The organism is Ureibacillus suwonensis (assembly GCF_042655065.1).
In the GTDB taxonomy this organism is placed as follows: Bacteria; Bacillota; Bacilli; order Bacillales_A; family Planococcaceae; genus Ureibacillus; species Ureibacillus suwonensis.
Genome location: NZ_JBHSNQ010000009.1, coordinates 45,501 through 59,438 on the forward strand (window position 1 = coordinate 45,501; position 13,938 = coordinate 59,438).

Annotated in this window: 14 protein-coding genes; all 14 read left to right on the forward strand. The window is 42.4% G+C overall.

Annotated features, from left to right (window positions below):
- The first annotated feature begins 142 nt into the window (after positions 1-142).
- The 14 genes from ACFPOH_RS00500 (at position 143) to ACFPOH_RS00565 (ending at position 13,803) form a co-directional block, all read left to right on the forward strand.
- A complete protein-coding gene (locus tag ACFPOH_RS00500) occupies positions 143-1,132 on the forward strand; it encodes an LLM class flavin-dependent oxidoreductase (protein ID WP_342469540.1) in 990 nt (329 codons plus the stop codon).
- A gap of 120 nt (positions 1,133-1,252) precedes the next feature.
- The gene (locus ACFPOH_RS00505; protein ID WP_342469539.1) at positions 1,253-1,666 is read left to right on the forward strand and encodes an Asp23/Gls24 family envelope stress response protein; all 414 of its coding nucleotides are present in this window, start codon (positions 1,253-1,255) and stop codon (positions 1,664-1,666) included.
- Positions 1,667-1,845: 179 nt separating this feature from the next.
- Complete coding sequence (glpK, locus tag ACFPOH_RS00510) at positions 1,846-3,336, forward strand: glycerol kinase GlpK (protein ID WP_390308556.1); 1,491 nt, start codon at positions 1,846-1,848, stop codon at positions 3,334-3,336.
- Positions 3,337-3,394: 58 nt separating this feature from the next.
- The gene (locus ACFPOH_RS00515) at positions 3,395-3,535 is read left to right on the forward strand and encodes a YfhE family protein (RefSeq protein WP_342469537.1); all 141 of its coding nucleotides are present in this window, start codon (positions 3,395-3,397) and stop codon (positions 3,533-3,535) included.
- Positions 3,536-3,739: 204 nt separating this feature from the next.
- Entirely contained in the window at positions 3,740-4,129 is a 390-nt protein-coding gene (nusB, locus tag ACFPOH_RS00520; protein WP_342581340.1) for a transcription antitermination factor NusB, read from the forward strand.
- A 66-nt stretch (positions 4,130-4,195) separates the two neighbouring features.
- Positions 4,196-5,050: a bifunctional methylenetetrahydrofolate dehydrogenase/methenyltetrahydrofolate cyclohydrolase FolD gene (folD, locus tag ACFPOH_RS00525; RefSeq protein WP_342581341.1), complete on the forward strand. Its 855-nt coding sequence runs from the start codon at positions 4,196-4,198 to the stop codon at positions 5,048-5,050.
- 105 nt (positions 5,051-5,155) lie between these two features.
- Entirely contained in the window at positions 5,156-6,511 is a 1,356-nt protein-coding gene (gene xseA, locus ACFPOH_RS00530; protein WP_390308557.1) for an exodeoxyribonuclease VII large subunit, read from the forward strand.
- Entirely contained in the window at positions 6,504-6,731 is a 228-nt protein-coding gene (locus tag ACFPOH_RS00535; RefSeq protein WP_342469533.1) for an exodeoxyribonuclease VII small subunit, read from the forward strand. Before xseA ends, ACFPOH_RS00535 begins: the two co-directional genes overlap by 8 nt.
- A 4-nt stretch (positions 6,732-6,735) precedes the next feature.
- Positions 6,736-7,620, forward strand: a complete 885-nt coding sequence (locus ACFPOH_RS00540; protein WP_342469532.1) for a polyprenyl synthetase family protein — start codon at positions 6,736-6,738, stop codon at positions 7,618-7,620.
- Positions 7,621-7,712: 92 nt separating this feature from the next.
- The gene (gene dxs / locus ACFPOH_RS00545; protein ID WP_342581344.1) at positions 7,713-9,620 is read left to right on the forward strand and encodes a 1-deoxy-D-xylulose-5-phosphate synthase; all 1,908 of its coding nucleotides are present in this window, start codon (positions 7,713-7,715) and stop codon (positions 9,618-9,620) included.
- Positions 9,617-10,435: a TlyA family RNA methyltransferase gene (locus tag ACFPOH_RS00550; RefSeq protein ID WP_342581345.1), complete on the forward strand. Its 819-nt coding sequence runs from the start codon at positions 9,617-9,619 to the stop codon at positions 10,433-10,435. Before dxs ends, ACFPOH_RS00550 begins: the two co-directional genes overlap by 4 nt.
- A 105-nt stretch (positions 10,436-10,540) precedes the next feature.
- The gene (gene ahrC, locus ACFPOH_RS00555) at positions 10,541-10,990 is read left to right on the forward strand and encodes a transcriptional regulator AhrC/ArgR (RefSeq protein ID WP_390308558.1); all 450 of its coding nucleotides are present in this window, start codon (positions 10,541-10,543) and stop codon (positions 10,988-10,990) included.
- 15 nt (positions 10,991-11,005) lie between these two features.
- Positions 11,006-12,724: a DNA repair protein RecN gene (gene recN / locus ACFPOH_RS00560; protein WP_390308559.1), complete on the forward strand. Its 1,719-nt coding sequence runs from the start codon at positions 11,006-11,008 to the stop codon at positions 12,722-12,724.
- Between the two features lie 128 nt (positions 12,725-12,852).
- On the forward strand, positions 12,853-13,803 hold the full coding sequence (locus ACFPOH_RS00565; RefSeq protein WP_342581347.1) for a SpoIVB peptidase S55 domain-containing protein: 951 nt from the start codon (positions 12,853-12,855) through the stop codon (positions 13,801-13,803).
- Positions 13,804-13,938: the final 135 nt, after the last annotated feature.

The following is a 13,938-nucleotide window of genomic DNA, read 5'->3' on the forward strand; positions in this document are numbered from 1 at the left end:
CGAGCATTCCGGTTCCGCCCGCGTAAATGATTTGGATTCCCTCGCCATCATGCATGATTTTCGATTCCTTGTTCAAGATTTTCTATTAGGTTTTTCCCTTTTTTTCGTACTATACTTAGTTTAGTGAGAAAGGAGTGGAAACATGCTGCCAAAACTATCTGTCCTTGATTTGGCCCCCGTATTGGAAGGGGAAACGCCGGCCGATGCATTTCGCCATAGTCGCGATTTGATTCAGGTTGCGGAAAAAAGCGGATATCATCGTTATTGGGTTGCGGAGCATCATAATATGGAAGGGATTGCCAGTTCTGCAACGGCCGTACTGATCTGTTATTTGGCAAGCGCAACGAATAAAATACGCGTCGGTGCCGGGGGGATCATGTTACCCAACCATGCGCCGTTAGTCATTGCAGAACAATTCGGAACATTGGAATCCATGTTTCCCGGAAGAATTGATTTGGGGTTGGGCCGGGCACCCGGAACGGACATGTTGACCGCAAGAGCATTAAGAAGGGATGAAGCGGGTGCCTACCAATTTGATCAGTTGGTCGATGAGCTCATGAGCTATTTCGACGATGAACATCGTGCAGTCATCGCCGTTCCGGGCAAAGGAATACAAATTCCCGTTTGGCTATTGGGATCAAGTTTGTACAGTGCAAGACTTGCAGGAATTTTAGGTCTTCCTTTCGCCTTTGCCAGCCACTTTGCCCCGGATCTATTGGACGATGCCATCGATACATATCATCGCCACTTTACACCTTCCGAACATTTGGAATCTCCATATACCATGGTCAGCATCAACGCATTTGTAGGAGAATCTGATGAAGAAGGGGAATTTTTGGCAAGCACCCTATATCAACAATTCTTAGGCATGATCCGGGGGAAAAGAGGGAAAACGCCGCCTCCAACGGATATGGAAAGCTTATGGAGCGAGGATGAGAAAAAACATGTAATGCAAACATTGAAATATACCTTTGCCGGATCCAAAGAAACCGTATTTCGTCAAATAGGGGAATTTTTATCCCAGCGGAACAAACCCGTTGACGAAATCATGGTGAACAGTTCGATATACGACCAGGGAAAAAGAAGAAAATCTTATGAGCTGCTCGCCCAAATTTTCAAAGAACATTCATAGAATCTTTCGGAATTTCTTTGTTTAAGTACAGGAGAATAAAAAAATTTTGTATAATAATAAATACATCGGTTTGTGAAACTTGCATGGACAGTTTTGAAATGAAAAGAGAGGATGAAGAAGATGGCTGAGAAGACTGCAAAAGCGTTTGTACAACCAGCTCCTTCCGGAAAAGAGGAACTTGGAACGATTGAGGTTGCCCCTGAAGTGATCGAAGTAATTGCAGGTATTGCGACAAATGAAGTGGAAGGCGTTGCATCAACCCGCGGAAATTTCGCTTCCGGAGTCGCTGAACGCTTTGGAAAAAAAGTGCATTCCAAAGGTGTGAAAGCAACGATTACGGATGAAGGTGAAATCATTATCGACGTCTATTGCTCGGTGAAATTCGGCTTTTCGATTCCAAAAGTGGCAAAAGATATTCAGACAGCCATTCGCCAGGCAATTTATAATATGACATCCATTGAAACAAGCGAAGTCAATGTGCACATCACTGCCATTCAATTCGAAAGCAATGCCGATGAGGAATCTTCCTTATAGAATCAATATCAAACAACATCAAGGATGACCGGTTTTGGAATCCTTTGATGTTTTTTTATTGTCTTTTTTGAATGATTTTCGCCAATGGAAGTAAAATTTCCGCTGTTGAAAGGATTATGGAAGTTCATCGAGAATAAATTAGTAAATGAAAGAGGGAAATGCGGAAGGAGTAGACTTGTATGGAGAAATATATACTGGCTCTTGACCAGGGAACGACCAGCACAAGAGCCATTTTATTCAATCAAAATGGGGAAGTTGTCCATATTGCCCAAAAAGAATTTAACCAATATTTTCCGAATCCTGGATGGGTGGAACATGATGCGAATGAAATCTGGAGTTCCGTTTTATCGGTCATTGCACAAGTATTGACGGAAAAAAACATCCAGCCTGAGCAAATTGCATCCATCGGGATTACCAATCAACGGGAAACGACGGTCCTTTGGGATAAAAAAAGCGGAAATCCGATCTATAACGCCATCGTCTGGCAATCCAGACAAACGGCGGATATTTGCGACGAGTTGAATGAAAAAGGATATGGAGAGTTGTTCCGCGATAAAACCGGATTATTGATTGATCCATATTTTTCAGGAACGAAAGTGAAATGGATATTGGATCATGTGGATGGGGCAAGGGATAAGGCGGAAAAAGGTGAATTGCTGTTCGGAACCATTGATACTTGGGTAATCTGGAAATTGACGGAAGGCCTTGTACATGTAACGGACTATTCCAATGCCTCCAGGACATTGATGTATAATATTTACGAATTAAAATGGGATGAACAATTGCTTGACATATTGGATGTTCCTCTCTCCATGCTTCCGGAGGTCCGCCCGTCTTCGGAAATCTATGGATATGTTTCGAAAAAGAATTTCTTTGGTGTGGAGGTGCCGATATCAGGCATTGCCGGTGACCAACAGGCAGCACTTTTTGGCCAAGCATGTTTCATGCCGGGAATGGTGAAAAATACATATGGAACAGGCTGCTTTATGTTGATGAATACCGGCGAAAAAGCGGTCAAATCAAAGCATGGCCTTTTGACAACCATTGCTTGGGGCATCGATGGAAAAGTGGAATACGCATTGGAAGGCAGCGTTTTCGTTGCAGGTTCGGCGATCCAGTGGCTCAGGGATGGACTCCGCATGTTCCAGCATTCCAGTGAAAGCGAACGGTATGCGGAAAAGGTCGATTCCACGGAAGGGGTATATGTTGTCCCGGCATTTGTCGGATTGGGAACCCCTTATTGGGATAGTGAAGTGAGGGGGGCGATTTTTGGCTTGACGCGGGGCACGACGAAGGAACATTTTATTCGCGCCACTCTTGAATCGTTGGCCTATCAAACGAAAGATGTCTGCAGTGCCATGGAAACGGATTCGGAAATCCAGTTAAAATCATTGCGGGTGGATGGCGGAGCGGTGAAAAACAACCTGCTCATGCAGTTCCAGTCCGACATCTTAAATGTGCCTGTTGAACGCCCGTCCGTGAATGAAACAACCGCTTTGGGCGCGGCTTATCTTGCCGGTTTGGCTGTCGGTTTCTGGAAAAACAAAGAAGGGATTTCCAATCACTGGAATTTGGAACAGAGATTTGAACCCAATATGAGCGATGAAAAACGGGAAGCGTTGTATGATGGATGGAAAAAAGCTGTAAATGCAGCAAGAAGTTTTAAATAATATCTCTCCGAATAAAGCTCAAACTATGAAAGAAAACATTTGAGAGGAGAGAGAGACGATGAAAAAACCGATCCATGAAAGACTCACCGAGAAAAACAACGGGCTGACGAAAACCCAGGAAGTGCTTTACAGAAGGGATTTTAAACAGGCAAAAGAGACGGCGAAAAATATAGAAAATGAAAACAAAGTCAATATGTAATGTTGATGAAGCTCCATTTGTCGTTAGAGACGGATGGAGCTTTAAACTTCCAAATAATAAAATTTCAAAACCTGTTGAGCCCTTTTTTTGAAGTAATGTTATAATAGAAAATGTTGTATTTATAAGAAATTACGATTTGCTAATGTATTTTTTGCAAACAATAGTTATAATATGTACGAATGTTAGAAATAAAGGAGTTATTTTATGAAGCGGCACGAAATTCGTGAGAAAGCGTTGCAAGTTTTATTTCAATTGGATAATACGGATTTGACATTGGAAGAAGCCATCAGCCATGTTTTTGAAGAAAATCAGGAATTGGATCCTTTTTTCAAAAAGCTGGTTTTTGGGGTTCATGAAAATCTGCGAGAACTTGATGAAAAGCTGAAGGAAAAATTGGAGAATTGGTCGTTATATCGTTTGCCAAAAATCGAACGGACCGTTTTACGGATGGCATTATTTGAATTGTTATATATGGATGAAACACCTCCAGCGGTTGTGCTGGATGAAGCCATTGAACTTGCGAAAACCTTTGGGGAAGAAAAATCAAGCAAATTTGTCAATGGTGTGCTCTCTAAATTTGTAGAACAATCATGAGATAAACATAAAAATTTTCTTGCTGAAATGACGAAAGCATATATCGATTTTGGGGAGGAAAATAGAATGGCTCAACTAATCAACGGGAAAGAAATCGGAGAAAAAATACGTAAAGAGATTGCAGAACAGGTGTCTCAGTTGAAAGAGAAGGGAGTAACACCAGGATTGGCAGTGATTTTGGTCGGCGAAGACCCTGCATCCCAAACTTATGTCCGCAACAAACACCGTTCTTGTGAAGCGATCGGCATTTATTCTGAAGTCATTAAATTGCCTGAAAGTACAACGGAAGATGAATTGTTGGAAAAAATCCATGCATTAAATGAACGTCAAGATATCCACGGGATTTTAGTGCAATTGCCATTGCCAAAACATATCAATGAAGACAATGTCATCGCCGCAATTTCACCGGAAAAGGATGTGGACGGTTTTTCACCGATCAGTGTTGGGAAAATGATGTTGGGACAAGACACTTTCTTGCCATGCACGCCTTTTGGGGTAATGAAGCTGTTAGAATATTCAGGAATTGATATTGCCGGAAAACATGCGGTGGTTGTCGGACGCAGCCACATCGTCGGCAAACCGATGGGACAATTGCTTTTGCAAAAAGATGCAACGGTTACTTATACCCATTCAAAAACGAAAGACTTGCCTTCTATAACAAAACAAGCGGACATTTTGGTTGCCGCTGTCGGCCGTCCAAAATTTATTACGAAAGACCATGTGAAACCAGGGGCAGTGGTGATCGACGTGGGAATCAACCGCGATGAAAACAACAAATTGGTTGGAGATGTGGATTTTGAAGCGGTGGAACCGATTTGTTCCTATATCACGCCTGTACCTGGCGGAGTAGGGCCAATGACCATTACAATGTTATTGTATAATACTGTAAAATCAGCTGAAAAAACATTAGGCGACAAATAACGACGAAACAGGTACAATAAATGTGAAGCTGTTTTTCTAGGAAAACAGCTTTTCTAATGGTTGCATTGTTTGTACTATAACAGCTGGACAGAGGAGAGATTCTTGATGCCATCTTCCTATTTGACGGTGAAAGCTTTAACGAAATATATCAAAAGAAAATTCGATGCAGATCCGCATTTGCGGGATGTTTATGTGAAAGGCGAATTATCGAATGTCAAAATACATCCATCCGGACATATTTATTTTACGCTGAAAGATGATGCCGCACGGATCAACGCGCTCATGTTTCGTTCCCAGGCAAGTCTATTAAAGTTTAAACCGGAAGATGGCATGCAAGTGTTTATACGCGGAGATGTCAATGTTTACGAAGCCCTGGGTTCCTATCAATTGTACGTGCAATCGATGGAACCGGATGGTATTGGAAGCCTTTTCATCGCCTTTAACCAATTAAAAGAAAAACTATATAAAGAAGGGTTGTTTGACCCGAAATTCAAACAGCCGATTCCGAAATTCCCAAAGACCATCGGAGTTTGTACAGCCACATCGGGAGCAGCGATACGCGATATTTGTACAACGATCAAAAGAAGATATCCCCTGGCGGAAATCATCATTTATCCAACCCTCGTTCAGGGGATTGGTGCGGCGGAATCCATTGCGAAGAATATTCAGCTGGCGAACAGCCATGGATTTGCGGATATTTTGATTGTCGGCCGTGGTGGAGGCTCCATCGAAGATTTATGGGCCTTTAATGAGGAGATTGTCGCCAGGGCCATTTTTGAAAGCCGGATTCCGATCATCAGTGCGGTCGGCCATGAAACGGATACGACGATTGCGGATTATGTGGCGGATCTTCGTGCCCCGACACCAACAGCCGCTGCGGAGCTGGCTGTTCCGAACATTCAAGAGCTGTATCAAAGGATTTTGAGCTATCAATCCCAAATGCATCAAATTGTCAGAAGCAGAGTCGTTTATGAGCGGAACCGGCTGACGAAGTTGCAACAATCCTATCCTTTATCCCATCCGGAGAGATTATATCGGCCATTTACGGAACGGCTGATTCAGGCGGATCTGAATTTGCAAAGGGCCAGCCAAATGTATTTGATGAAAAAGAAAAATGAATTATCCCAGATGGAAGGCGCGCTAAAAGTCCATTCACCGCAAAATTCCATCGTCTATTATAAAAAGCAGGTGGAACAGCTTTCCAATATACTGACCCGGACGGTTTTTCAAGTATTGAACCGGAAAAAGGACAATTTCTTATTTACGGTTAGAACCCTTCAGGCTTTAAATCCATTGACAATTATGGAGAGAGGGTTTAGCGTAACATACAAAGACGGAAGGGTCGTTAAATCGATCTCTCAAGTAAAGATGGAAGATCATGTTTCAATTCAATTCCATGACGGGTTCGTGGAAGCCAAAGTGATGGAAATTCGAAAAAAAGTTGGTGAAAATAATGACTAAACAGACTTTTGCCGAGGCAATGACTGAATTAGAAGAGATTGTGCGAAAATTAGAACAGGGAGATGTGCCTTTGGAAGAAGCGATTGATTTATACAAAAAGGGCATGGAGTTATCGAAATTTTGTCATGAAAAATTGCAAAATGCGGAGGAACAATTGATTTCAATTGTGAATGAAAACGGTGACAAAAAGCCTTTCGAACCAACAAATGGAGAGGAATAATCTGATGAGCAATCGATTAAAAGATTTTATCAATGAACATTTGGAGAATATTAACCGCGAGATCGTCTATCAAGTGGAGCGGCTCGAAGCACCGCAAGCTTTGAAAGATTCTATGTTATACTCATTAAAAGCGGGAGGAAAAAGAATACGTCCCCTGTTTGTCGTAGCGGTTTCCGAAATGTTTCAGAACAAACAGAAGGAAGTCTATACGGTCGGGGCAGCCGTGGAAATGATTCATACATATTCCCTGATCCATGACGATCTTCCAAGCATGGATAATGATGAATTAAGACGCGGCAAACCGACAAATCATGTCGTATTTGGCGAAGCTATGGCCACTCTAGCAGGAGATGCATTAAATACGCTGGCATTTGGCGTTTTGGCGCGGATGGAAAATGTTTCTCCCGAGAAAAAGGTGGAACTGATCAATTTATTAAGCATTGCAAGCGGTGCGGAAGGCATGGTGGGTGGACAAGTTTTGGATTTGGACGGGGAGAACCGCCGACTGAATTTATCGGAACTTGAACACGTCCATCGGAATAAAACGGGTGCCATTCTGAGATTCAGCATCGAATCGGGAGCGGTGTTGTCCGATGCAACAATGGATGCGAGAAAAGCGTTAATAGAATATGCACATCATATCGGCCTCGCTTTCCAGATTCAGGATGATATTCTTGATGTGGAAGGCACATCCGAACAGTTGGGAAAAACGGCCGGAAAGGATGAGGAAAGCAACAAAAGCACATATCCGGCATTGCTAACATTGGAAGGTGCGAAACAGAAATTGCAGGAACATTATCAGTCCGCATTGAAGGCTTTGGACAACCTATCAGAAGATACGACTCTACTTAAAGAATTCGCAAATTATATTGTTTCACGGAATAATTAGAAGAAATTCAATTTGCTTTTGCCTGTGAATTTGCCTTGCTATAATGATGGAAACTTCCAAAGTGAATAAACTGAAGAAAAGGTGTGTGAGAGATGGATTTAACGAAAATTACCGGTCCATCCTTTTTAAAAAAGCTGAATAAACAGCAATTGGAAGAACTTGCCCAAGATATCCGGGATTTTTTAATCGAAAAATGCTCAAAAACCGGTGGACATATTGGACCAAATTTAGGTGTTGTAGAATTGACCATTGCTTTGCATCGTTCTTTTAACAGTCCTTTTGATAAATTTTTATGGGATGTGGGGCACCAGGCTTATGTGCACAAAATATTGACAGGGCGTGCCGGTCAATTTGATACCCTTCGTCAATATAAAGGGTTGAGCGGTTTCCCGAAACGGGCGGAAAGCGTCCACGATGAATGGGAAACGGGCCATAGCTCCACTTCCCTCTCCGCGGCAATGGGGATGGCCATCGCACGGGATATAAAAAAGGAAAATAATTATATTGTACCGATCATCGGCGACGGTGCTTTGACTGGCGGGATGGCGCTTGAGGCATTGAACCATATTGGACATGAAAAAAGAAGAATGATCGTCATTCTGAATGACAATGAAATGTCCATCGCGCCCAATGTAGGTGCATTGCACAATATTTTGGGCCGCCTGAGAACGGCGAAGGAATATTCCAAAGCGAAAGAAGAATTGGAATCATTGATGAAACGGGTGCCGGTGTTTGGAGGAAAACTGGCCCAAGCTGCTGACCGCGTGAAAGACAGCTTAAAATATTTGGTGATTTCCGGCGTATTCTTTGAGGAAATGGGCTTTAAATATTTAGGACCGATTGATGGCCACGACTTCGACGCTTTGGAAAAAACGTTGGAGTATGCAAAAAAAGTGGAAGATCGTCCGGTTCTCGTCCATGTGGTGACAAAAAAAGGAAAAGGATATAAACCGGCGGAAGAAGACCGGATTGGAACTTGGCATGGTACAGGTCCTTATAAAATTGAAACCGGAGCTTTTGTAAAAAACAATGCAAAAGGTCCTTCCTGGTCCAGCTTGGTTTCCGAAACGGTCCGGAAATTAATGAAAGAGGATAAGCGGATTGTTGCCATTACACCTGCAATGCCAGTGGGTTCAAAAATGGAAGGCATACAAAAAGATTTCCCTGAACGATTCTTCGATGTAGGGATTGCGGAACAGCATGCCGCAACAATGGCGGCAGGACTGGCAACGCAAAATATGAAACCGTTTTTGGCGATTTATTCAACTTTCTTGCAACGGGCTTATGATCAAGTTCTGCACGATATTGCGAGACAAAAATTGAACGTTTTCATCGGCATTGACCGTGCCGGGCTTGTCGGTGCGGACGGGGATACCCATCAAGGGGTCTTTGATATTGCCTTCCTGCGCCACATCCCGAATTTGGTCATCATGATGCCGAAAGATGAAAATGAAGGACAACATATGGTCAAAACGGCGGCTGAATATAACGACGGTCCGATTGTACTTCGCTACCCTCGCGGAAATGGTCTTGGAGTGCCGCTCGATGAAGAACTGCACTCGATTCCAATCGGTACATGGGAAGTGCTCAGAGATGGAAAAGATGCGGTGATCTTAACTTTCGGTACGACGATTCCAATGGCAATGGAGGCGGCAGAGGAACTTGCGAAACGGAATATCCATGTAAAAGTGGTCAATGCCCGTTTCATTAAGCCGTTGGACGATGAAATGTTGCATGAAATCATGAGCAAAAATATGCCAATCTTGACCATTGAAGAAGGGGTATTAAAAGGCGGTTTTGGAAGCGCCATTTTGGAATTCGCCAGCGACAATAAATATAACCATATTGAAATCGAACGGATGGGCATTCCGGATCGTTTTGTCGATCACGGCAGTGTAGATTTATTGTTGGAAGAATTGCACATCACGAAAGAAGAAACAATTGCCCGCATTGAATCATTAGTGAAAAATCAAAAACGATTAGGTAAAAAAACCGTATGACGAAAACGCCGAAAGAACGGGCGGATGTTCTGCTCGTGGAACGGGGATTGTTCGAAACCCGGGAAAAAGCAAAAAGGGCAATTATGGCGGGCATTGTTTATTCAAAAGAAGTGCGGATCGATAAGCCGGGGGAAAAAATCCCGGTGGATGCGCCGTTGGAAGTCAAAGGTGAACAGCTAAAATACGTAAGCCGCGGCGGATTAAAATTGGAGAAAGCTTTAAAGGAATTCGATTTAAACGTGGAAGGGAAATTGGTGTTGGACATCGGTGCTTCCACCGGCGGCTTTACAGACTGTGCCCTCCAAAACGGGGCAAAACATTGCTATGCGTTGGATGTAGGTTCCAATCAGTTGGCTTGGAAATTGCGCAAGGATGAACGGGTCACTGTGATGGAAAAAACGAATTTCCGTTATTCCAAACCTGAGGATTTTACAAAAGGATTGCCGGAATTTGCGACAATTGACGTATCCTTTATTTCCCTTTCACTCATCTTGCCGGTTTTATTTAATATTCTGATTCCAAATGGAGATGTGGTGGCTCTTGTAAAACCGCAATTTGAGGCAGGCAAAGAAAAAGTGGGCAAGAAAGGGATCGTCCGCGATCCGAAAACCCATCTGGAAGTGTTGGAAAACACGGCGAAGATGGCAACGGAGGTCGGTTTTATTGTAAAAAATGCGACCTACTCTCCGATTACCGGTGGGGAAGGAAATATTGAATTTTTATTCCATCTGCATAAACCGCAGGAAGGACAGGAAGCGACTCCATTTACCGATTTTAAGAAGGTTGTGGAATCGGCCCATCAAGAACTTGATTAAGAAAAATCAGGGAATGGCAAAGGTCATTCCCTATTTTTACTTGATGAATAATAACTTATAATGATAGTATAAATATACATTTATATTCATTAAGAGGTGCTATACATGAGTAAAGGTCAAAGGCATATGAAAATTCGGGAAATCATTGCGAATAATGAAATCGAAACACAGGATGAACTGGTGGCCGCTTTGAAGGAAGCAGGTTTCAATGTGACTCAGGCAACGGTTTCAAGAGATATTAAAGAACTTCATTTGGTGAAGGTTCCACTTCCGGACGGACGTTATAAATACAGTTTACCTGCAGATCAACGTTTCAACCCGCTGCAAAAACTGCAAAGAGCGCTGACAGACTCTTTTGTCAGCATTGATGGAGTGGACCATTTTTTAATGCTGAAAACACTTCCGGGAAATGGGAATGCTGTCGCGGTATTGATCGACCATTTGGAATGGCCTGAAGTATTGGGCACACTATCCGGGGATGACACGATTTTGATCATTGTACGGGAAGCGGGTTATCGGGAAATAATTAAAAAACGAATTTTAGATTTACTGTAATTCGAGGTGGTCCGTTTGTTAAAAGAGCTGAATATACGAAATTTCGCCATTATCGAAGAACTATCCGTAAATTTCGAAAATGGGCTGACAGTCTTGACTGGTGAAACAGGTGCGGGGAAATCGATCATCATCGATGCCGTCCATTTGCTCTGCGGCGGCCGGGCAAGCCAGGAATTTGTCCGCCATGGCGCAAAGAAAGCGGAATTGACGGGACTCTTCTTTGTACCAGACCGGCATCCCGCATTTGATAAATTGATGGAAGCAGGCATTGATCAAGAGGACGGGATAATCATTTTGCGTCGGGATATTAATGAAAATGGAAAAAGCATCTGCCGGGTGAACGGAAAACTTGTGCCTCTATCCGTTTTGCGGGAGATCGGTTCCACTTTGGTGGATATTCATGGCCAACATGAAAACCAGGAATTGATGGACGAGAAGCGCCATATTGATTTGCTCGATCAATTTGCAGAAAAACAATTGCGGCCGATCAAACAAAAATATCAGCAAATGTATGATAAATACCGGTCATTAAAAAGAGAAGTGGATGCAATCAATATCAATGAACAGCAAATCGCCCAACGCATCGATTTATATCAATTCCAAATCCAGGAATTAGAAGAGGCCAAATTGTCCGTCAAGGAAGAAGAAGAATTGCTCGAAGAACGAAAGCGATTGCAAAACTTCCATAAAATTTACGAACATGCCGTCCAAGCTTATGAAGCGATTTCAGGCGAAATGAAAGGACTGGATTGCATCGGTGAAGCGATGGGGGCATTGGAAGATATTGTTCCGCTGGACGAGCAATTCAATGATTCCTTTGAAGCTGTATCCTCTTCCTTTTATTCGCTCCAAGACGCTTCTTACCAAATCAAAAATATCATCGACGAGCTCGAATTTGATCCCGAGCGTTTGAATGAAGTGGAATCGCGGCTTGCCCAATATCAAATGCTGAAAAGAAAATATGGAAGCACAGTGGAAGAGATTATTACATATTATGAGAAAATTAAGGAAGAATTAAACACCCTTTTGAATCGGGATGAAGCCATCCAGCAAAAAGAGCAGCAGTTGAGAAAAATGGAAGCGGAATTGGAACATTTATGCGATGAATTGACGAAAGTGCGAAAAAAATGTGCGGCCACATTAAGTGAAGCCATCATGAACGAACTTCGGGATTTACATATGGAGAAGGCAAAATTTATCGTTCAGTTTGAGCGTTTAAATAATTTCGACAGTAATGGGAAAGACTATATATCATTCTATATATCCACCAATGTTGGCGAACCGCCGAAATCTTTGCCAAAAATTGCTTCTGGCGGCGAGCTGTCGAGAATCATGCTTGCATTAAAAACCATTTTTTCGTCGAAATCCCAAATTACATCCATCATTTTTGATGAAGTGGATACTGGTGTGAGCGGTCGGGTAGCACAAGCGATCGCTGAAAAAATTTCAAATATCTCATTGAATTCCCAAGTTTTATGTATTTCCCATTTGCCACAAGTCGCCGCAATGGCGGACCAACATTATTTAATATTGAAACAAGTGGAAAAAAACCGGACCTATACAACGGTCAAAAAAATTGAAGATGAAAAACGGGTGGAAGAAATCAGCCGCATGATGAGCGGTGCAGAGATTACCGAATTGACCCTCCAACATGCCCGGGAATTATTAAAATTGGCCAATGAAAAGAAAAACGAAATCCGTAAATCCGCATCAAAAAATCCAATATCCACCTGAAAATGACGAAAAAAGCGGGAATGCTGCATTTGCAAATTTTGAAAGTACCTATGCGACAAATATTTACCTCACATTATTAAAAGGGCAGCTACACATAGTAATGTTACAAACATTTTAGGAGGTGGATTATGAAATGCCGTTTGCGTAATTTGCTGGCGTATCTTGTGCTCATCATCGCCCTTTTATCACCTTCTGCTGTAGCCGAAGCGAAAAAATTGATACCGATGGGCGAATCGATCGGAATTCAGTTGGAGCTGCCTTTTATATATGTCGCTCATGATGTATTGTTACCGAATGGTCAATGGTTGAAAAAAGGGGATATGATAACGGAAGTCAATGGAAAGCAGGTTGATTCCATCGAAGAGTTGAAGGAATCGTTTACAGAAGGGGAAATCACTCTTTCCATTGAAAAAGGGTCGAATCAAAAAAGAAGCATTACGTTGACCAATGAACAGGCCAATAATATTCTCCCCTTTTTAAAGGATGAAACGGACGGCATTGGCACATTGACCTTTTTGGATCCCGAGTCGAAAGAATATGGGGCATTGGGGCATCAAATCATTGACGGGGTTTTAAACAGACCACCTGAATTTACAGATGGTTCTATTTTTTTAGCCTCCATTGAGCAAATAAAAAAGTCCAGTCCCGGGAATCCCGGATATAAAATATCTGTCATCAATACGGATGATATCCGGTTGGGGGATATTTCCTCCAATGACATATACGGCATTTTTGGACATTGGGAATCTGACATAAAACAAAATATGCGTAAACCGATTGAAATTATGCATGATGATGAAATTCAATTGGGGAAGGCGGAACTTCTTACGGCCATTGAAGGTTCAAAAGTCGAATCATTTGCAATTGAAATCGTGAAAATCGAAGACAACTTTTTGCAATTTAAAATAACGGACGAGAAACTGTTATCAAAAACCGGCGGCATTCTACAAGGAATGAGCGGAAGCCCGATTATACAGAAAGGCAAATTTGTCGGCGCTGTAACGCATATGTTTGTCGAACAACCGGACCGTGGTGCGGCCATCACCCTATCTGAAATGTTAAAAAAGAAGCCGGACTGATACGAAAAGACTATACCGATGGAGTCGGTGTAGTCTTTTTTTGATTTTTTAATTAATAAATTGTATTCCGATAATTTTACTTGGCTCAGAATTTGTCAAATCCAATAGAAACATTACGACCACATGCTTATTTTT